The sequence below is a fragment of the Bradyrhizobium sp. B117 genome (assembly GCF_038969555.1).
In the GTDB taxonomy this organism is placed as follows: domain Bacteria; phylum Pseudomonadota; class Alphaproteobacteria; order Rhizobiales; family Xanthobacteraceae; genus Bradyrhizobium.
This window is the reverse complement of sequence record NZ_CP152414.1, coordinates 4,710,969-4,730,304: the sequence shown is the minus strand read 5'-3', so window position 1 is coordinate 4,730,304 and position 19,336 is coordinate 4,710,969. Positions and strand designations below refer to the sequence as shown.

General features: G+C 61.0%; 16 protein-coding genes. 10 read left to right on the top strand and 6 right to left on the bottom strand.

All coding sequences use genetic code 11. The annotated features are described in order from the left end of the window. Positions 1-13: 13 nt before the first annotated feature. Complete coding sequence (locus AAFG16_RS23265) at positions 14-4,456, bottom strand: LuxR C-terminal-related transcriptional regulator (protein WP_342740680.1); 4,443 nt, start codon at positions 4,454-4,456, stop codon at positions 14-16. 153 nt (positions 4,457-4,609) lie between these two features. On the opposite strand from AAFG16_RS23265, the gene AAFG16_RS23260 reads away from it, so the two are divergent. From AAFG16_RS23260 to AAFG16_RS23245, 4 genes are all read left to right on the top strand, one after another. Then, positions 4,610-4,945, top strand: coding sequence for a nuclear transport factor 2 family protein (locus AAFG16_RS23260; RefSeq protein WP_342740679.1), 336 nt, complete (start codon positions 4,610-4,612; stop codon positions 4,943-4,945). 260 nt (positions 4,946-5,205) lie between these two features. Further along, positions 5,206-6,240 carry a hypothetical protein gene (locus tag AAFG16_RS23255; protein ID WP_342740678.1) on the top strand — a complete coding sequence of 345 codons (1,035 nt, stop codon included), beginning with the start codon at positions 5,206-5,208 and terminating at the stop codon, positions 6,238-6,240. Then, a complete protein-coding gene (locus AAFG16_RS23250; protein WP_342740677.1) occupies positions 6,222-6,803 on the top strand; it encodes a hypothetical protein in 582 nt (193 codons plus the stop codon). The genes AAFG16_RS23255 and AAFG16_RS23250 overlap by 19 nt, the downstream gene beginning before the upstream one ends. Positions 6,804-6,840: 37 nt before the next feature. Further along, a complete protein-coding gene (locus AAFG16_RS23245) occupies positions 6,841-7,407 on the top strand; it encodes a hypothetical protein (protein WP_342740676.1) in 567 nt (188 codons plus the stop codon). An 80-nt stretch (positions 7,408-7,487) separates the two neighbouring features. Here AAFG16_RS23245 and AAFG16_RS23240 read toward each other — a convergent pair whose 3' ends face one another. Together AAFG16_RS23240 and AAFG16_RS23235 are read right to left on the bottom strand one after the other, a co-directional pair. After that, on the bottom strand, positions 7,488-8,540 hold the full coding sequence (locus tag AAFG16_RS23240) for a glycosyltransferase family 2 protein (protein ID WP_342740675.1): 1,053 nt from the start codon (positions 8,538-8,540) through the stop codon (positions 7,488-7,490). A gap of 293 nt (positions 8,541-8,833) precedes the next feature. Next, positions 8,834-10,387 (bottom strand): winged helix-turn-helix domain-containing tetratricopeptide repeat protein, encoded by a 1,554-nt coding sequence (locus AAFG16_RS23235; protein ID WP_342740674.1) that lies wholly within the window; start codon positions 10,385-10,387, stop codon positions 8,834-8,836. Positions 10,388-10,591: 204 nt separating this feature from the next. On the opposite strand from AAFG16_RS23235, the gene AAFG16_RS23230 reads away from it, so the two are divergent. The 3 genes from AAFG16_RS23230 to AAFG16_RS23220 all read left to right on the top strand — a co-directional run bounded on the left by AAFG16_RS23230 (position 10,592) and on the right by AAFG16_RS23220 (position 13,542). Beyond that, complete coding sequence (locus tag AAFG16_RS23230) at positions 10,592-10,831, top strand: DUF1127 domain-containing protein (protein WP_283086458.1); 240 nt, start codon at positions 10,592-10,594, stop codon at positions 10,829-10,831. A gap of 2 nt (positions 10,832-10,833) precedes the next feature. Next, on the top strand, positions 10,834-11,664 hold the full coding sequence (locus AAFG16_RS23225) for a phosphotransferase (protein ID WP_342740673.1): 831 nt from the start codon (positions 10,834-10,836) through the stop codon (positions 11,662-11,664). A gap of 264 nt (positions 11,665-11,928) precedes the next feature. Further along, complete coding sequence (locus AAFG16_RS23220) at positions 11,929-13,542, top strand: glycosyl hydrolase family 17 protein (RefSeq protein WP_342740672.1); 1,614 nt, start codon at positions 11,929-11,931, stop codon at positions 13,540-13,542. A gap of 140 nt (positions 13,543-13,682) precedes the next feature. Here the strand turns inward: AAFG16_RS23220 and AAFG16_RS23215 are convergent, their stop codons facing one another. After that, positions 13,683-15,053 carry an IS1182 family transposase gene (locus AAFG16_RS23215; protein WP_342735350.1) on the bottom strand — a complete coding sequence of 457 codons (1,371 nt, stop codon included), beginning with the start codon at positions 15,051-15,053 and terminating at the stop codon, positions 13,683-13,685. 135 nt (positions 15,054-15,188) lie between these two features. On the opposite strand from AAFG16_RS23215, the gene AAFG16_RS23210 reads away from it, so the two are divergent. Beyond that, positions 15,189-15,359: an RNA polymerase sigma factor region1.1 domain-containing protein gene (locus AAFG16_RS23210; protein WP_342740671.1), complete on the top strand. Its 171-nt coding sequence runs from the start codon at positions 15,189-15,191 to the stop codon at positions 15,357-15,359. 687 nt (positions 15,360-16,046) lie between these two features. After that, the gene (locus AAFG16_RS23205) at positions 16,047-16,403 is read left to right on the top strand and encodes a hypothetical protein (RefSeq protein ID WP_342740670.1); all 357 of its coding nucleotides are present in this window, start codon (positions 16,047-16,049) and stop codon (positions 16,401-16,403) included. A 391-nt stretch (positions 16,404-16,794) separates the two neighbouring features. On the opposite strand, the gene AAFG16_RS23200 is transcribed toward AAFG16_RS23205, so the two are convergent. Further along, the gene (locus tag AAFG16_RS23200) at positions 16,795-17,361 is read right to left on the bottom strand and encodes a hypothetical protein (RefSeq protein ID WP_342740669.1); all 567 of its coding nucleotides are present in this window, start codon (positions 17,359-17,361) and stop codon (positions 16,795-16,797) included. 375 nt (positions 17,362-17,736) lie between these two features. Between AAFG16_RS23200 and AAFG16_RS23195 the strand changes: the two genes are divergently transcribed. Further along, positions 17,737-17,967 carry a hypothetical protein gene (locus AAFG16_RS23195; protein ID WP_342740668.1) on the top strand — a complete coding sequence of 77 codons (231 nt, stop codon included), beginning with the start codon at positions 17,737-17,739 and terminating at the stop codon, positions 17,965-17,967. 12 nt (positions 17,968-17,979) lie between these two features. On the opposite strand, the gene AAFG16_RS23190 is transcribed toward AAFG16_RS23195, so the two are convergent. Then, entirely contained in the window at positions 17,980-19,218 is a 1,239-nt protein-coding gene (locus AAFG16_RS23190; RefSeq protein ID WP_342740667.1) for an MFS transporter, read from the bottom strand. Positions 19,219-19,336 lie beyond the last annotated feature (118 nt).

Sequence of the window (19,336 nt, the reverse complement as noted above, 5' to 3'; positions counted from 1 at the left end):
AGATCTTCCGGATTCAAACCAGAAGGTCATGATGCGCAGGTACGATGGCGTGATGCGAACCACTATTGCCGTGGTTGTTCGCATGTTCGTCCGTTGCGATAGGGAGCATTTTGGCGATCACCTCGAGGTCCGCTTGCTGACCGGGCGGAACGTGTCGATCGAGCGGGTCATCAAGTTTGCTGGGCGCGACGATCGCGACGAGAGCGGAAGGAGCGGCCTCGCTATCGAAGCGGAACACCTGTTCTTGATCTGCACCGCCTGTCGCGGACGCAACTTTGGCCGGCTGCGCGTCGTCAGATGCGATTGCAGCAGATCGCGCAGCGTGCTGCGAGTTGCCGCGTTCGGCGTTACCGTTGGTTGCAACGCTCGGATCGGCGACTTCGGCTGCTTCCGGCGTGTTCGCGGCGGTTGAGTGCCCCGAATTGCCGTGGTCCACGGCGACCTGTTCTTCCGTCTTCACTGCCGCTGCCGCACTCGCAGGATCGGAAGCCGGGGCGTGTTGCTCGGCCTCATCGCCGACGCCGGCCCCCGGTGTGAAGTCGGATTCGGTCGGCTCCGTTGCTACCGCCTTTGCAGGCCCAGGCTCCGAAGCGTGCTGCGAGTTACCGCATCCGGCGTTGCCGCCGGTTGCGACGCTCGGATCGACGATTTCGGCTACTTCCGGTGCGTTTGCGGAGGTTGGGTGCAGATCGTGCTCCGCGTTGCCGTGTTCCGCGGCGACCGGTTCTGTTGCCTTCACTGCCGCTGACGTCGCCGCACAGTCCGAAGCCGGAGCGTGATGCTCCGCGCCATCGCCGATGCCGTTGCCCGGCTTGGAATCAGCTTCAGTCGGCTCCGTGGCTGGCGCGTTTTCAGACCCTGGCTCCGACGTGTGCTGCGAGTTGCCGTGGCCCGCACTGGCGGCCGTCACGACGGTCGGATCGACCTCGCCTGCGTCAGGCGCGTTTGCGGAGTTTGAGTGCCCCGAGTTGCCGTGTTCCGCTCCGCTTGGTTCTGTCGTCTTCGCTGCCCCTCGCGCAGCGTCCGAAGCCGCAGCGGGATGCTCTGCCCCATTGCCGACGCCGTTGCCCGGCTTGAAGTCAGCTTCAGGCGATTCCGTCGCTGCCGCCTTTGCAGACCCTGGCTCCGACGTGTGCTCCGAGTTGCCGTGGCCCGCGCCGGCGGCCGCTACGACGCTCAATTCGACGTTCTCGCCTGCGTCCGGCGCCTTTGCGGAGTTTGAGTGCCCCGAGTTGCCGTGTTCCGCTCCGCCTGGTTCTGTCGTCTTCGCTGCCCCTCGCGCAGCGTCCGAAGCCGCAGCTTGATGCTCAGCCCCATTGCCGACGCCGTTGCCCGGCTTGAAGTCAGCTTCAGGCGATTCCGTCGCTGCCGCCTTTGCAGACCCTGGCTCCGACGTGTGCTCCGAGTTGCCCTGGCCCGCGCTGGCGGCCGTTACGACGCTCAATTCGACGTTCTCGCTTGCGTCCGGCGCGTTTGCGGAGTTTGAGTGCCCCGAGTTGCCGTGTTCGACAGCGCTTGAGTCTGCCTTCTTCGCTAACCCTCGCGGAACGTGCGAAGCCGCAGCGTGATGCTCGGCCCCATTGCCAACGCCGTTGCCCGGCTTGGAGTCAGCTTCAGTCGATTCCGTTGCTGCCGCCTTTGCAGACCCCTTCTCCGAAGCGTGCTGCGAATTGCCGTGGCCCGCAATCGCGGCAATTGCGACGCCCGGATCGTTCTCGGCCGCGCCCGGCGCGTTTGCAGAGTTTGAGTGCTCCGACTTGTCGTGTTCGGCTCCGCTTGAGTCTGCCTTCTTCGCTGCCCCTCGCGGAACGTTCGAAGCCGCAGCGTGATGCTCGGCGCCCTTACCCGGCTTGACGCCAGCCTCAGCCGATTCCGTGGCTGCCGCCTTTGCAGATCCCTTCTCCGAAGCGTGCAGCGAATTGCCATGGCCCGCGCTCTCGGTCTTCGCGACGCCCGGATCGTTCACGGCCGCGCCCGGCGCGTTTTCAGAGTTTGAGTGCCCCGAGTCGCCGTGTTTGACCTTCTTCGCTAACTTTGTCGGAACATCCGAATCCGCAGCTTTCCGCTCGGCATCATTGTCGACGCCATTGCCCGGTTTGGAGTCAGCTTCAGTCGGTTCCGTGGCCGCCGCCTTTGCAGGCTCCGGCTCCGAAGTGTGCTGCGAGTTGCCGCGGTCCGCGCTGTCGGCCATTGCGACGCTCGGTTGGACGGTCACGTTCGGCCCCGACGAAACGCCAGTGTCGGCATTGATCGGACCACTGTTCGATGTGACATTTCCAACGGCCGGAGCCGCCGCGCTATGGGCCGACACGATCGATGATACGCGAACCGGTTCGCCGGACGCAGCAATGCTCTCTTCCCTTGCGTCCGCCGACTCGCCGGTGGTGGTTCTGGACCTTGCCATCCCTCCCACCCCGGTCCGAGTCTGCCCGAACTGGAACCCCAAGCCGTGGTCGGCAAGAACGGCCCAAACCCCGGCCGTCCCGAGCGTGCTCCCGCTCGCCTCGATGCTGGCCCCAGCACCGTCCTTGCTCAGAACAGCCCCATCGATGGCGCTCGCCGATGTCAGCGCTTCTTCGAGCTTCTCCAAGGTGATGGCGACAGGTGCACCTTCTCGCTGGTCGACGACATCCGATTCCGCGACGGACACAATCCCCTGCAGATGGATTTCCAGCAGGCTGCGATCCCCGATATCAAGGACACGATCGGTCGGATTCACATAGACGATCGTTTCATTGCTTGCGGCGTCGTAAATCCAGGCGAGGGTATGTGGCGGTATGGACTTGCTTGCTGCGGTCATATGCAGCCACGCAAGCGCTCCGAAAGCGGCAAGATTGATCCTGCCCGGCCCAGAAGCGAAATCGAAGGCGGATTGGGACGATGTAGAATTGGAATCGGTTGGGGAGCGATGAACAACGTTTCCATCAACGTTGCCGCCGCCCGTCAGCTGGTCGCGGCTATATCCGCCAACACTGGCATCGTGACCGGCGTCGGCCAGGCCAACAGGTTTCTGGCGTGCGTCACCCTCGGCGCCGTGACTCACGCCGTGACTCACTTGGATCCGAGCGCCTTCTCCAGCGACGCTTTCGTTTCCAGTGGTCACATGCGCGGAAGACAGGCGGGAATCGTGCGAAGGCAGGCCTGGGGCCGAGTTGTCGACATGATTGGCGTCGGCATGAGGGATCGCGGCGAATTTCGTGGCCGCATTCTCTCCGGCGATGGTCACGACGCTGTCGATCGACGCCTGACCCAGCTCATGCGCCTGCACGGCGAGATGTGGATCGTGCAGTGCGTAGATCAACGCACCGGCGACAGTGGCGAAGGTGCCATACCCTCCCTGAACCGACATCGGATTGGAAGCAAGCCGGGGGAATTGATGGTCCGCGGTTAGGTCACCTCCCATCTGTGTGTCGCTGGTTGCTCGCAGCAGCGGCGCAGGAAGATTAGGCGTGGCCGATCCAACAGGACCGTAGATTTTCAACGGCTTCGAGTCTGCAGATTGCTCAGCTGCGCGCAGCGCTTCCATTGCCGCCGGCGCGTTCGCGACCTGGCCCAGCTTGGCCAAAAAGTCGCTCTGGCTGAGCAGGTGCGTCTCGCCGGCTTCCCAGACGACGAGGTGCCGGAGAATGGCTTTTTTCCAAGGCTCATATTGCCAAGCCTCATATTTCCAGGGCTCCTGCCCGGCGTGGCCGATGCTGTCGTCATCCGGACGCGTGTCGTTCGCTTCCGATGCCTTGAGTTCGTCCGCAATGGCGATCGCCAGAAAGGCCAGCGCGAGCGTGCCGAAGCCGGAGGGATGCTTCAACAACGCGAGGGTCGCGAGCACCGTCCTGTTGGTGACCTCGAGCTTCTGAAATATATTGTACAGGTGTACTTTGACTGTCCCTGGTGAAACCTTTAGCCGGCGCGCGATCTCCTTGTTCGACATTCCCTCTGACACCAGTCGAACGATTTGACGTTCGCGGTGCGTCAATAGCTCCAGCTTCGTTTCAATTTTGCCGGCGCCGTCAGCCTCCCTGCCGATCGGCGAGAGATCGAAATGCTCGGGCGACACACTTTGCCTCGTCAGCAGCCGCAGCAGTCGCAGCATGGTGTCGGGGGAGACGTATTTCGAAATTGCGCTGCAGGCACCAGCGGCAATCGCAGCGGTTAGTTCGTGGTTGGCTTCGGCCTCGGTAAAGAACACCAGGCGCGTGGGAACATTCTCGGCTTTCGCAATCGCCAGTATCTCGGTGACCGTCCGGTCCGGCAGGGTGTCGGAAATCAGCGCGACGTCGGGTGTCAAATTCCTGATGGCTTCGAGACCGCTTGTCGCATCGCGGCATGATGCGACAACGTCGAAGTCCTGCTGTGCTCCGAGTATCGACTTCAGCCCCTGTAGAACGATCGGTTGTCGATCGACGATCACAATACGGTTGCGCTGAAATATGCCTTGGTTCGCAGACACGTCTAACATGGACACTGCCTCGGCCCGGCCATCTATGTACTTCGGCATATGGCCGAGACCGGGCAAGATATTAAAATACAATTAATCGAATGAAGAAAGAGGCTTAGCGGCGTTAAGGTTAAATTGGAACCGCGAGCTTTGGGGGCGTTTGGGCGAGAAAATATGTCATTTGACCCGATGGCGGCTGCCATTGACTGGCTCGATGCCTACCGCGCAGGCGATATCGAGGCGATCCTGGACATGTATGCCGACGATGCCGTGGCTCATTGTCGCTGCGGCTGCGGCGGCATCAGAACCATTACGAGCCGCGAGGCACTTCGTGCCTATTGGGTCGATCGCCTCCGGGAGCATCCGGCAGGCAAGTTGGACGATCTCAATCCCTCGCACAACGACGGCACCATTATCTCGTACCTCACCAACGCTGGTGTCATGAGCGCGCTTTTTGCCTTTGACGCCGCCGGTCGGATCAAGGAACTGAGCTGCAATCCCTCGCACTAGACCTGCGGCGTGATCCAGGCCCGCTTCACTATCCGCCTTACGTAACGGATCAACGACTGCGATCTCGCGCGCTGGCGGAGAGCGACAGGCGTGCTTCCCTAACGCAATCCGCCCGCCTCCTATTGACTCGCATCGCGAATGGGCAAATCCTTCCAACCACGCAATTTGCCATTGCCAATCTCAGAGTTACCTAATTCGGCGCCCCGACCTTTATCGGCGCCATCTGACCAAATTTTTTCGGAACTGAAACGGAGGGGCCGATGCGCGCGCTCGCCTTGAATACCGTCTCTCTTCTCGCTCTCGCTACCCTCTCCTCGATCGCCGCCTCGCCTGCCGCACGCGCGGAGGACGGGACCGACGAGCAGTTTGGCAAGGTTCATTTCCAGACGTCATGCAACGAGGTGGCGCAGCGCCGCTTTGACCGCGGGATGCGCTATCAGCACTCGTTCTGGTACCGGCCCGCGAAAGAGATCTTCGAGGAGACGTTGCAGGCCGATCCGGAATGCGCGATCGCCTATTGGGGCATTGCCCTGAGCCTGCTGTACAATCCGCATTTTCCCGCGCCGAAGGAAAACCTCACCGAGGGCCTCGCCGCGCTGCAGAAGGCCAAGGCGATCGGCGCCAAGAGCGACCGCGAGCGGGACTATATCGATGCGCTGCTGGCCTTCTATTCAGGCGACGAAAAGACCACGTTTGGCCAGCGCGCGCAGGCCTATCTCAAGGCCACCGAAGCCGTCGCCGCGCGCTATCCCGATGATGACGAGGCTCAGATCGCCTACGCCATCACGCTGAATGTCACGGCCTCGCCGAACGACAAGACCTATGCCAACCAGCTCAAGGGCGCGGCCATCCTGGAGCCGATCTTCAAGCGGCAGCCGCGGCACCCCGGCGTCGCGCATTACCTGATCCACCTCTACGACTATCCGGCGATCGCAGCGCAAGGTCTCGACGCTGCCAAGCGCTATTCCGAGATCGCGCCGGCGGCGCCGCACGCTTTGCATATGCCCTCGCACATCTTCACGCGCGTCGGCTACTGGAACGAGTCCATCGACGCCAATAGCCGTTCAGCCAAGGCCGCCAAGGAGGGCAAGGACCCCAGCGAGCAGCTGCATGCCGACGACTACATGGTCTACGCCCTGCTCCAGCTTGCGCAGGACAGCCGAGCCCGCGACGTCATCGCAGACATGGTTGCGACCACGGGCTATGCGCCGGCGGTCCGCGCCGGTCCCTACGCGATAGCGGCGAGCCAGGCGCGCTACATGGTCGAGCGCGGCGATTGGCAGAGCGCTCGCTGAAGGTCGAGCCGAGCCGGTTTGCCTATGTCGATGCGATCACCTATTTCGCCCGCGCCCTTGGCGCGGCGCGCTCCGGCAATGCTGACGCAGCGACGGCGGACATCGCCAAGCTGACTGAGCTGCGGGACAAGCTGCAGCAGGACAAGGACGCCTATTGGGCCGAGATCGTCGACATTCAGCGGCAGGTCGCCACGGCTTGGCAGCTCAACGCCCAGGGAAAACAGGCGGACGCGTTGGAGGCGATGCGGCTTGCCGCCGATGCCGAAGACAAGACCGAAAAATCCATCGTGACCCCGGGACCGCTCGCCCCGGCACGCGAGCTCTACGGAACCATGCTGCTCGAGCGCGGCATGGCGACGGAGGCATTGGCCGCGTTCGAAAGCACCATGCGCAAGGAGCCGAACCGCTTTGGCGCGACGATCGGCGCCGCTCACGCCGCCGAGAAAGCGGGTGATGCCGTGAAGGCACGCCAGTACTACGCGAAAGTCGTCGACATGGCGCAAAATGGCGACTCCTCGCGGGAGGACCTCGCGGCCGCTCGAAAGTTCATGGCCCAGAATTAGCACGGGTCGCAATAGCAAGAGTGCCTCGGCAGCTTCCATGCGCCTGACAAGCAAAATCGTCGCGATCAGCGCAGCCGCCCTACTGCTTTGCGCAGCCGCGGCGGTCTGGATCTCGCGATCCGGCGAACCGGCACGCGCAACGGCAGCATCGGGTGAGATCCGCCCGGTGTGGACGGAAACCGACTGGCCTTTCGCCGCAGATCCCTGGGGCAAAGGCAAGGCGTTCCGCTGCAAGGCCGATAATTGCGGCGGAGAGGTCCAGCTCTACGTTCGCGCCAAGCTCGGCTTTTGCAACTGCACCACCGGCATCGCCGACGATGGCGACCTCGAGCAGATGGGCGACCTGGTGCTGATCGGCAAGGCAACGCCGACCGGGGCCGGCCGAGAGATCATCGTCGGTCCGATGCGGGGCCGCAGCCGGGCCTATCGCATCGAGGGAGATCGTAACACCGCGCTCTCGCTCGCCTTCAATCAGCGCTGCGACATGGTGGCCGCGACGGCCCTGGTTGGGCCGGGGGCGCCCGCGTCACTGGAGCCGGCGGTGCTGGCGTTCCTCAATAGCGAGCGCATGTTGAAATGGGCCGAGGTCGCGCTGGGGTTATAACCCAGAGCCATTCGGAATGGTGCCGCTCGACGAGCCAGCCGTGTTCGATCGCGTTTTGCCCGCGCCGAATTCCGCACGCCTCAGATCATCATGGCGTTGCCGCAGGAAAGGACGAAGGTGGTCGCAGCGGGCGCGCGCGCCCATGCTCGTCTGGCCTTGTTGGCAGCCCGCAGAACCGACGGGCGCAGGATTTGAAATGCATCGCGGATCGTTGCGCTGATCGGCTGACGACCGATCCGTCCGCGCAGTCGAGCAACCCGCAGCGCGCGCACCATCGTTTCGGGATCCGGCAGTCCCCTCTTATCTTGCAAAAGGCTCCAGATGAGGTGCTTGAGATCGATCGTCTCCTGGTCGATCTGGGCGAACGATCCGGTCGCCGTGATGCTGGCATGGTCGGTCATGTCGTAGAAGATAAGACCATCGTCGATCGCCACCATATCGCCGTGACAGGCCAGATCGATGAAGAACAGTTGGTCCACCCCCCAACTTATCGACCGATAGTTTCGCATCAGGCAGCCTGCTTTGACGACCTTGCTGTTGACCAACAGTGTCGACGGGACGATCCCAAGTATCCGCGTCTTGCCCGCCAAATAGAGGTCCGCCAGGCATTCCTGACCCGAATAGTGGAAAATCTGGGTTCCTCGCCGGTACCTGATGCCCTCGTCCTGAACCAGGTGGCTTGTGGAGGTCATGAATGCCACCGCCGGGTAAGCCGTCGCAAGTCTCACGAAAGTCCGGAGCGCCCCTGGCGCGAGCCAGTCGTCGTCATGCAGCGGTTTGATCCACTGACCGCGGCACGCAAGCATCGCGTTGTTCGTGTTCTCGACCTGACCACGGCCTCGGCGGTTCTCGATCGGTCTGATGCGGGGTTCCCTGCGCGCATATTCCGACAAGACGTGCGAACTTTCGCCGCCCAGCCCTTCGTCATCGCTGATCACCAACTCCCAATTGGCGAAATCCTGCTGCAGCACACTTTCGACCGCACGGCGCAGCGTGTCTGGGCGGCGGAATGTTGGTAGCGCGATCGAAATGAAGGGGCGGAGTTCCGAACCCGGGCGGCTTCCGTATCGATCGGCCTGCAGTGATCCATTGAACGGTACCTCATTCATCGAAGCGGCTGCTGAAACACTCATCCTCGCCTCCCGCTTTGCCTGTCCGCAGGCATGATGGACGTTCTCGCACTGACCCCGCCGAGCCGCCCGAAAGATGGACTGAGGGGACGACGACAGTCATCGTCCATTCGCATGTGACCTTAGACCGCAGCCCGCGATTTTTCGAAGGAACGTCCGGCGGAAAGCCGGCGCGAGGCGTGTCGTCATGGCACACGAATTGTTGATGTCCGCTCGCGCCTTAGTGACGGCGAACGAGCGGATGTGGCCGATGTCGCAGCAGGTTTACAAGCGGGGCTTCCCGGCGCTGTCCGCCCCTACTCGGGCAACCCCGCTTTGCGAAAACCCTCAATCATCAGCTTCGCATTTATTGGTAGCCGGCTCCGAGCGATCCACGCCGATATTGTAAAAGCGGGATCGACCTCAAGCATACCGGCCGCCGCCTCACGGGCCTCAGCGTCACGCCCGAGATGGGCGAAAGCGGAGGCGAGACAGCGATATGGTCCTGGATAGGACGGATTCTGACGCAGGGCTTTCTTTCCTGCAACAATGGCCTCGTCAAAGCGACGAAGCTCAATAAAGGCATACCCCATCCCGGTTAACGCTGTGAATTGTTGCGGGTCCACCGGGCTCATTCGCATGGCGCGTTCAAAGCTCCGGATCGCTTCCTCCGGCTGCCCCGCAATCTTGTAGACCCAGCTTCTGCAGTTCCATGTGTGAGATGAATTTGAGTTGAGCGCGACCGCTCGATCGGCCAGCTCAATTTCAGTTTCAAAATCGCCGACCAACAAAGCGGTGATTAATGCAGCCGTTGCTAACGTGTTTGGGTCATGATCGTCGAGGCTCAGTGCCAGGCGCATAAGCCGAACGGCTTCCTTGCGTTCGAATTGTGGGTCAGTCGCGTAGCTCCGAAGAACGTTTTCCATATGACAGGCACCTGCCAAAGCTGCCGCAGCCGCAAACCCCGGGTCAAGCTCCAGTGCGCGCTGGACCAGCCGGAGTGCCTCGACCAAACTTTCGCGGGACGATCGGTCGGCTTGCTGTACAGCCTGGAGATAAAGATCATACGCGGTAAGGTCTTCCGGTCGCCGCCGCGTCGCCAGTGCAATTTCTGCTTGAAACAACTTCGGCTGAATAGCTGAGACAACGGCGAGCGTGACTTCGTCCTGCAACGCGAAAATATCTGTCATGTCACGCTCGAACCTATCCGCCCAAATGTGCGCGCCCGTGGCCGCTTCAATCAACTGGGACGTGATGCGAACTTTCCCCGACGCCTTGCGCACCGCTCCCTGAAGGACATAGCGCACACCAAGCCTGCGCCCGACCTCCTTGAGATCGACGGCTTTGCCCTTGAAGGTGAAACTCGAATTGCGAGCGATCACGAACAACCATCGGAACCGCGACAGCGCGGTCGTGATCTCCTCAACCATCCCGTCCGCGAAGTATTCCTGCTCGGGATCGCCAGACATGTTCGTGAATGGCAGCACGGCGATTGAGGGTCGGTCGGGAAGCGCAGGAGCGCTCTCGGGCGCATCGCCCGGATTTGGGCTCGCGACCTCTCGCGCCTCCCGCACCTGTCCGACGAAGCGGAAGCCCTTGCGCGGCAGTGTCTTGACGAAGCGTTGTTCCTCGCCGGAATCGCCGATTGCGCCCCGGACGGCATTCAGGCGGGTTGTCAGCGCCGCGTCAGATACGCTGCGCCCACTCCAAATGGCTTTGATGAGCTCGTCCTTGCTGACAACCCGCTCCCTGTTGCGGATCAGGTAATCGAGCAGGTCAAAAACCTGCGGTGTGATCGACACCGCATCGGTCCCCCGATGCAGCTCGCGCCGGTCGGTGTCGAATGCGTATTCCTCGAAAAGATAGCGCAAGCTGCCATTCCTTCTCGGGGTCGCCTCTGGACCAGCGCATGGAGAATAAGCCGCCGGTAAGAGAAATGTAACCCACCGGTTAAGCGCGCCCGCGCATCTTGCGGCAAGTTCTGTCCAGAGCATGATCTGGAAAAGTGCGCAGCGGTTTTCCGAAAAGATCGTGCTCAAACAATAACCTAACAGTCCGGACAGGACACGCCCCCGATGAGCACGATACGCGAGACCACTGAGCTTGGAGTGGTAACCGCAAGGCGGCAGGTCTACAGCCCTCTCGAACCGTATTGGGATGCATTTCAGGAGTGGCGCAAACGCCGGAGACTACTGGCCGATTTGTCCGACCTGGGTGACAGGGAGCTGATGGATATCGGTATTGCGCGCGGCGAAATCGACTACCTCGCCTCGCATCGAGGTTGCGATGCGCGGGGCGCCCTATCCGGCGAATGAAGATGCGGGGATCCCTCGGGGCGAAGATCAACCAGGGCGGCACGGCGGACATCCACGCCTGGGCGCCAGGTCAGGTCGTAAAACTGTTCAGGCAAGGCTTCCCGCCGCGGGTCGGCCAGCAAGAGGCGCGGATGATACAGGCAGTCTTCACCGCCGGCGTGCCTGCGCCGGAGGTGTTGGGCGATGTGACGCTCGACGGACGCTTCGGCATCGTACTCGGCCGCCTCGACGGACCGACATTGCTGCAGGCCACGCGCAGTGGCGCCGTGACGTTCGCTGAGGCGGGTGCGATCCTGGCGTCGCTCGGCCTGTCCGTGCACAGAATGTCGCCGCCGTTGGAGGCCTTCAATTTGCGCACATGGATGGACAACGCCTTCAGGCTCTCGGGCGACATCGTGCCCAAACACATCGCCTCCGGCATTCTCGCGCTGATCGACCGCCTGCAGCAGCCGGGGGATGGGTTGTGCCATGGCGACATCCATCCCGACAATGTGATCATGACGGCGGACGGTCCGCGGCTGATCGACTGGACCTTTTCGATCCGCGCGCCCGCGGCCCTCGATCATGGGTTCACTCACATCAGCCTGACCGAGTTTGCCCTCGACGTCACCGACAATCCGCAGCGACCGCTTGCGGTCAATGCGGCCGCGCTGTCCGAATACGCGCGGCTGTCCGGCAAGCCGGTAGCGGCGCTGAGGCAAGCGATGGAGACCTGGCTGCCGGTCGCGATCGTCCGCTACTTCCTGCTTATGGGCGGGCCGACAAGCGAGCGATGGCGGCGGATGATGCAGCGCGCCGAGGCGGCCCTGCGCCCGCACGGCGGTACTGGTTGATATCCGCAACCGCAGGCGATGATGCTGGGGTCCGGCGGTAATTGGTAGCCGTCCAAGGTGCCGTCGGTTGGTTTCGCTCCGATGTCTCTTTTGGGCATAATGCGAAGAACTCGGAGTGAGACAATCTCGTGGCCATCGCTGGATATTGACTTGCGGCACGGACGATCTGGCGGCAGCTTTCACAGGTCAAGTAGGTAGCGGCAGACGATGATTTCTGTTGTTGTCGGGTCACAACAGCATGCCGGTTGACCGACGATCTCTACGTTGGAGGGTCGAACTATCTCGCTTCGCACGCCTCTGGCGCTTCTCATCATATCCCTGGGTGCGATCGCCGCGGTGTGGTGGTGGCTGGCCATACCGATCAACTTGGCGCGCGCACCGATCGATCCTAATGCCAAACTGCAGTGCATATCCTACGCGCCCTTCCGCAACAACCAAACGTCAGAGTCGCCGACACCAGTGCCGCGAGACCAGATCGCGGAAGATCTCGCGCAGCTTGCCAAGATAACCGACTGTATCCGTACCTATGCGACTGATCTTGGCCTCGATCAAATCCCCGAACTCGCGTCCAAGGTAGGGCTGAAAGTCATTCAGGGAATTTGGCTCGATAGGGACCGACAGAAGAACGCGACGCAGATATCCACGGGCATACGCCTCGCCCAGCAATATCCCGAAACCATCACCGCACTCGTGGTTGGCAACGAGGTTCTGTTGCATCGGAAGATGACGCCTACCGACCTTGCTGCCTTGATCCGCTCGATCAAGGCGCAGGTGCCGGTCCCCGTCACCTATTCCGACGTCTGGGAGTACTGGCTGCGTTATCGGGAACTCGATGACGCCGTCGATTTCGTCACCATTCATATCCTGCCATATTGGGAAAATGTCCCGGTCCCGGCGAAATCTGCCGCTGCTCACGTCGACGCCGTCCGAAAGCAGGTGGCGTTGGCGTTTCCGGGCAAGGAAATCCTGATCGGAGAAACAGGTTGGCCGAGCGAAGGGCGGATGCGCGCCTCGGCGCTACCGTCGCGCACCAATCAGGCGCGGGTGATCTCTGAGATCCTCGATCTTGCCCGGCGCGAGAATTTCCGCGTCAACCTGTTCGAGGCGTATGATGAATTGTGGAAGCATGAGTTCGAGGGCACCGTCGGCGGATCGTGGGGCTTATTCGATTCCGCGCAGCGCACGCTGAAATATCCGCCCGGCATCCCCGTCAGCAATTATCCGCTCTGGAAACTGCAAATGAGCAGCGGAATGGCGCTGGCGATCCTGGTGTTCGGCACTGCGTGGCTGACCTCGCGCCGGCAGCCCTCGCAGCCTCGGCTCGTCTCATGGTTTGCGGTCGGAATATCGGCAACCACCGCCGGAGCCCTGTTAGGGGTGGCCGCTCAAAAGATGTTCTATGAAAGCTACGACGCGGGCAGCTGGCTTCTGTGGGGCGCACTTCTGGTGGCGGCAACTGCCTCGCCGCTATTTGGCGCTAATGCCCTGATTTCCGGGCGCGCGCCGCCTACATTTCTGGAATTGCTGGGTCCGGAGGACTTCCGGACCCCATCGGGGCTGGCGATCTTGCACGGATTGATCTTGATCGTCACCATCGTGATCGGCACGCAGACCGGGCTGGGCTTTATATTTGACCCGCGCGAGAAGGATTTTCCTTTTGCGGCCCTCACTATGGCGGCGGTCCCTTTTGCGGCTATGACTCTGCTCAATCGCCCCAAGAAAGGAAGCCGCCCCATGGCGGAAGCGATATTTGCCGGCGTATTCTTGGTGGCGGCCATCTATGCAGCGCTTAGCGAAGGGCCGGATAATTGGCAGTCGCTGTGGACTTGTGCTGCCTATATCCTGCTTGCAGTTACGCTGTGGCGCGCGCGCGCTTGAGAAAACCTGGTCAGCCGACTTCCGTTTTGGGCCGATTTTGTTGCAAAAGGCGGCTGTAACCGACGGATGTCTTTCGGCCATTCGGTAAGGCGGACCGGCTTTGATCCGCCGTCCCTGACGCTCTCAATGCAACTCCTACGCTACGCAATGCACAGGGCATGAGCGGGTGGTGGTCGCGCAACGAACAACGCGAGGCGCCTCAGATTTTGAGCGATGGCGGCCAGAACAAACTCGTCCTGGGCGCCCCGTGGGCCACGAAGCCGAAGTCGACCGAGCCTCAGGATGCGCTTCAAGTGTGCAAACTGCATCTCGACCTTCTTGCGCTGACGTCGCGACGTCTCGAAGCCCTCGGTGCCAGCGAACGACCGGGCGACGTCCCGGGCGTGCTCATGTATGTCGCGCGGGATCTTGCGCGATGGTTCTTTTGGACAGCACTGCGGTTTAAGCGGGCATGCGTCGCAGTCGAGCTTGCTCGCACGATACAGAAACGTTTTACCCTCGTGCACGGTGCCGCTCGTCCCGAGCCGCTTTCCGCCCGGACAGTGGTAGACGTCGCTGGTCGGATCATATCGAAAGTCACTGCGTGAGAAGGTGCCGTCATCTCGCTTCGACTTGTCGAACACGGGGATATGTGGCGCGATGCCCTTCTCCTCGACTAGCCAGTTCAGCATCGGAGCAGCCCCGTAAGCGGTATCCCCGACAAGCCGCTCCGGCTTGAGACCAAAGCGCTCCTCGGTTCGTTCGATCATGGTCTTTGCTGCACCGACTTCGGCCTGGCGAATGGCGCGGGACGCCTCGACATCAACGATGACGCCGAACTTCACGTCGATGAGATAATTGTCGGAGTAAGCGAAGAATGCTGGTCCCTTGTGAGCTCCGGTCCACTGGGCCGCGGGATCGGACAGCGAGATGAACTTCGGGACAACGTCGCTGGCCGCGCCCCACGCCGTATCGTCGAGGGTTGCCAGATACTCCTTCACCGCGCGGCTTGACCTCGCCGGATCGCGATCCTTGCGCCAATCCTGACCCGCAATCGAGCGCTGCTTGTTGGCGTCGGCAGCAATCAGGCTCGCATCGACGGCAAAGCCTTCGCCACCAACCAGACCCGCCAAAATGCACGCCTCGACGACGCGTTCAAACACGCGACGGAAAACATCCCCCTCGCGGAAACGCTCGTTGCGGGCCCGCGAGAAGGCCGAATGGTCTGGGATGGCATCTTCAATGCCGAGTTTGCAGAACCAACGATAGGCGAGGTTCACCTGTACTTCACGACAGATCAGCCGCTCCGAGCGGAGCGCAAAGACATACCCCAGGACCAGCATCCGGATCATCAGCTCCGGATCGATCGACGGACGACCCATGGACGAATAATGAGGAGCAACTTCGCTGCGAAGCCACGACAGATCGAGAGCAGCGTCGATCTTCCGCACCAGATGATCTTCGGGAACCGCGTCGCCGAGATGAAACTCGTAGAACAGTTGACCTTGGTCACTCTTCAGACGGCCCATCATGGATCGACCTCGTCGCGATTCACGTCAACACAACGGAATCACGCTTGCCGGCTCGTCTCAACTGACTTTTGCAACAAAATCGGCCACAACCTGACTCTCATCCCGTATAGTGGGGGCTACTGAAACGGAGAGAACATGAGCGTGGCGGAAGTCATTCGACGAGCCGTCGAGATCGGTGAACGGAGCGGTAAAATTACCTTTGCTGAATTGAATAAACTGTGTGACAGCAGAGAACTTGAACCCAAAGACATCGAACGCATTCTCAACGCTCTGAGCGAAGCAGGAATTTGGATCGAAGGAGACTAAAGCTTGGCTCTGATGTAACGATTGAGGTCTGCAACGGGTCAACAGCACCCATTTTGCAATCGGCAGTCAGGTCCCAGTCTAAGCGGACCTTTCATACAGTCGCAGTTCGCTCGCTATATATGTCGAAATCAAGCTCGATGTTGTGATCGGCAGCGAACTTGAGGATGTCAGCAGGTATCGAAAATCCCTAATTTCTTGCTTCAACGTCGAGACCAACGCTCAGGCGAACTTGTGCTCCTGGATGTGAGTTTCCGCCGATGTGATCACCGTGAAACACCCCAATCCAAGACGGCACCGACCGTTAAGGCGGCCACAGTGGAGCCCGGATCGCGCGGGCATTGTATGGATGCTGGTGTCGGCAGTTATCGCTGTCACCATTTTCGCGGCCGTTGCTATTTACTTCCCTTTCTTCCCACAGCGGAACGCTGGTGGCGCCTTTGGGCCCGATTGGGATTGCACCCCTCAGCCTAGCGGCGACCCCACTTGCATCAAGAAGATCGACCGATAGAAGCGGACGATACGTGGGCGCACTCTTCTGCTTACGGTCACAAGCGGTCAGATCGGCGGACGTCGCGGCACGCCGGCTAAGGGCCATACGCGGACATCGCCAACCGAAGCGCGCCTTGACCAGATCTGTGGCTATGAGTGAGAGTACCGAAGACGTGGGTACCGGATTGGAGCAATGTCATGGTCCAAGCAACTCGATTGACTGTGGGTAGCCTAATCTTGCTGACAACGATGGTTAGGCCCGGCGGTGCAGCGGAGCAACAGTTCGCTTGCAAAGGACAGGTCGTTCAAGAAATGACCAATCCAGCCGTTCAACCAAAACCAATCGATCTGAACGTGACGTTGGGCGACAAGAACAAGCTGTCTATAACGACCGGCGACGGGAAAATCCTTGCTCCCCGCATTACCAGCAATAACAAGATCCAACTTAAGTTTGCGACTAAGGAGTTTGCTGGAGAATATTTTCACTATACCGGCGATCTATTCCTCATCTACAACTCTGGGCCGCTCGCGCGGCTCAATTGTTCGCGCTCCTGATCCCATTCCATGGGGCATGCGAGCGAATGTCCGCCATTGCGCATTGGCGGATTCCGCTTTGGGTCATCTGCGTCGATTTGACCAACCCTCGGCCGTTTCCGGTCTACCCCTGGCTGCCGACATCCGGACAAGCCCCCGCTTTCGTCGGTACGGGCCAACACCAGACATTGATGCCTCCAACGGTTTGCAGGGAAATCGATGTCGACAACGAGAAAGATGTCACTCAAGCGTGTCGTCGGCCTATTGCGTTCACAACCGTTGCACTCTGCTGATGAGTATCTGCAGAAAAAAGATCCCGGCTGTTGGCCGGGCTCTCGTTCATTTGGGCTCTCGTTCAGTGATTGACGACCGCTATCGATAACCAGCGTTTAGGGCGACCTTGAGGTTCGGATCATTTGATCTCCCACGACGTGTTGTGCGGGATGTCCATCGCAAAATAGTCGCCGGACCCAGCCAGCGCAGGCATAGTGATGCACGCAAATGGCTCGCTCCCGGTGATCCCCTTATACTTGCCGGTACCTCCGGTGATGATATGGGTTCCACAGTCCATCTTTGGCTGGGACTTGTCGAGGTCCCGAGTATCGAAGGTCGAGAAAATCTTGTCGCCGTCGCTGTCCGCCAGCACGCAGGCTCCGTCAATGTATTTCTTCTCACCGGATGAGACGTTCAGCGCTACGCAACGCGCGGACATCTTGTCCAGCATCTTCTCTCCCTTCATGTTTTGGGTTGTTCCGACCGCTTCCAGCATGGTGGCTTTGCCAAGTTCGGCGGTATCAATTGTCATCAACGGCCTGAAAATGAAGTGCGTCACATAGGGGGTCGTACCCTTCTTCTCAATCGGCTCGCTCTGAGCAGCCGCGGGGGCAATGGCCACGAGCAATGCTGCGAATGCGGTTGTTTTGGCAAGCCTCCAGGCTGCAGAGGGTGTATCGATTATGCTCAGGTAAATAGACTTCATGGGGCCCTCCTTGGAATCAAAGTGCGGCTTCAAGGCTCCGCCGTGAGCTGCCGCCAAGTTGGAAATGACCTGCTTTGCACCTGCGTATGCGTTTCCTTGCTAGAGTCGAGTTGTGCGTCGGCGCTGAATGCCAACGCGACACGCCCGAACGACGCTTCGTCTCAAACCGACGAAGTATGCAGAGATTGTAGCTTCTATCGTTGGTTCATGAGCTTCTAGGTAGAACCGGCTCAGCCAGAGCCGATAAACGGTCAACACTGAAGGCATGACCGCACGATCCAAAGCTAACCGCACCGTAACATGAAGCGTGGCGGACGTCAGCCGTCGGGCCCGCAAAGCGCAGCGAATATCGTCAGCTGTGCTGACCGACTACCCATGCAGGAAGCAGACCTCGCGGCGCTCTTAGCTAAGGTCAGCCACGGGCCGATATTGTTGCAAAAGTCGAAAGTTGCAGGGCGCAAGATTTTTCGCGAAAACACTACGCAGCGAGCTAACCTTGCCGGGAAAATTATTGCAATCTCGATTGCCGATCGCTTTGAGATCACAAGCGACCGGTCAGACCGCGCCTTGCTTTTCGGCTCCACTCGCGTGAGCGGACCTACATGAGCCCACCCGCGCCTACGCCGTCCGCAGCACCGGCGCTGGCGGCTGCGAGGGCCGGATCAGCGCGAAGGCGATCTGGATGATGCCGCCTGCAAGACCGAGCGCCACGCCGATGCGCCAGGCCATGGTGTAGGAGCCGAGCGCGTCGTAGAGCAGCCCTCCCCCGTAAGCGCCGAGGAAGCTGCCGATCTGGTGGCTCATGAAGGCGAGGCCCTGGATCATCGCCTGCCAGCGCAGGCCGAACATCTCGGCGACGGCGCCTGCGACCAGCGGGCCGACGCCCATCCAGAGGAAGCCCATGATCGCGCCGAACAGCAGCGTCGAGAACGACGTCGCCGGCAACATGAAGTACCAGGCAAGAGCGAGCGAGCGCAGGATGTAGATGCCGCCGAGCAGCGCCAGCTTGTTCCAGCGCTGGCCGGCCCAGCCGAAGAACAGCGAGCCCAGCACGTTGAAGCCGCCGATCATGCCGAGCGTCTGCGCGCTGAGCATCGGATCGAGGCCGCAGATGGCGAGATAGGACGGCAGGTGCGTGGTAAGGAAGACGAGTTGCATGCCGCAGACGAGATAGGCGCAGGTCATCACCACGAAGGGAGCATTTCCGAACGCCGCCTTCGTCACCGACGCGGCCGTGGCATCGCCGATGTCGTCGGCGGCCGGCTTCGGCAGCGGGATGGCGTCGACGCGGCCGGCATACCATGCCGCGGGGATCATCAGCACCGACATGACGACGAAGCCGGCAAGCCCGATGCGCCAGCCAAAGCCCTCGTTGAGCATCTGGCCGATCGGCGCCGACAGCAAGGCGCCGAGCGAGCCCGCACCGGAGACGATGCCGAGCACGGTGGAGCGCACCGTTTCGGGCACCGCGCGCGCCGCCACCGACATCGCGATCGCCGCGGCGGTGCAGGCGAGCGAGGTGCCGATCAGCACACCGGCGCCGATCATGATGCTGACGAGGCCGTTCGCGATTGCCATCAGCGCGAGGCCGACGATGTACATCAGCGCGCCAACGATCATGATGGGCCGGAAGCCGTAGCGCACCGTCATCGCGCCGGCGAGCGGCTGGAGGAAGCCCCAGGCGAGATTCTGCACGGCGAGCGCCAGCGTGAAATCCGAGATCGAGATGTGGATGTCGTGCGTCAGCGGCTGCATGAAGATGCCCAGGCTCTGCCGCAGCCCCATGCTCAGCGTCAGCATGATCGAGGCGCCGATCAGGATGGGCAATGTCGGACGCAGGACCTGCAACAGGGGCATTTTTGTTCTCCCATCTGGGCGCAGCGCAACCGCCGCCGTCTGCAATATCAGTTGATTTTGGTTACACAGACCTGTGTACTTAGGCTATAGAAGGCCGTTGCTGTCAAGCGAACAGGAC

What these genes read in the sequence shown, in the direction of transcription:
- AAFG16_RS23265 (WP_342740680.1), bottom strand. Translation starts at nt 4,456, where the DNA reads ATGTTAGACGTGTCTGCGAACCAAGGCATATTTCAGCGCAACCGTATT.
- AAFG16_RS23260 (WP_342740679.1), top strand. Translation starts at nt 4,610, where the DNA reads ATGTCATTTGACCCGATGGCGGCTGCCATTGACTGGCTCGATGCCTAC.
- AAFG16_RS23255 (WP_342740678.1), top strand. Translation starts at nt 5,206, where the DNA reads ATGCGCGCGCTCGCCTTGAATACCGTCTCTCTTCTCGCTCTCGCTACC.
- AAFG16_RS23245 (WP_342740676.1), top strand. Translation starts at nt 6,841, where the DNA reads ATGCGCCTGACAAGCAAAATCGTCGCGATCAGCGCAGCCGCCCTACTG.
- AAFG16_RS23240 (WP_342740675.1), bottom strand. Translation starts at nt 8,540, where the DNA reads ATGAGTGTTTCAGCAGCCGCTTCGATGAATGAGGTACCGTTCAATGGA.
- AAFG16_RS23230 (WP_283086458.1), top strand. Translation starts at nt 10,592, where the DNA reads ATGAGCACGATACGCGAGACCACTGAGCTTGGAGTGGTAACCGCAAGG.
- AAFG16_RS23225 (WP_342740673.1), top strand. Translation starts at nt 10,834, where the DNA reads ATGCGGGGATCCCTCGGGGCGAAGATCAACCAGGGCGGCACGGCGGAC.
- AAFG16_RS23215 (WP_342735350.1), bottom strand. Translation starts at nt 15,053, where the DNA reads ATGATGGGCCGTCTGAAGAGTGACCAAGGTCAACTGTTCTACGAGTTT.
- AAFG16_RS23210 (WP_342740671.1), top strand. Translation starts at nt 15,189, where the DNA reads ATGAGCGTGGCGGAAGTCATTCGACGAGCCGTCGAGATCGGTGAACGG.
- AAFG16_RS23205 (WP_342740670.1), top strand. Translation starts at nt 16,047, where the DNA reads ATGGTCCAAGCAACTCGATTGACTGTGGGTAGCCTAATCTTGCTGACA.
- AAFG16_RS23200 (WP_342740669.1), bottom strand. Translation starts at nt 17,361, where the DNA reads ATGAAGTCTATTTACCTGAGCATAATCGATACACCCTCTGCAGCCTGG.
- AAFG16_RS23195 (WP_342740668.1), top strand. Translation starts at nt 17,737, where the DNA reads ATGCAGGAAGCAGACCTCGCGGCGCTCTTAGCTAAGGTCAGCCACGGG.
- AAFG16_RS23190 (WP_342740667.1), bottom strand. Translation starts at nt 19,218, where the DNA reads ATGCCCCTGTTGCAGGTCCTGCGTCCGACATTGCCCATCCTGATCGGC.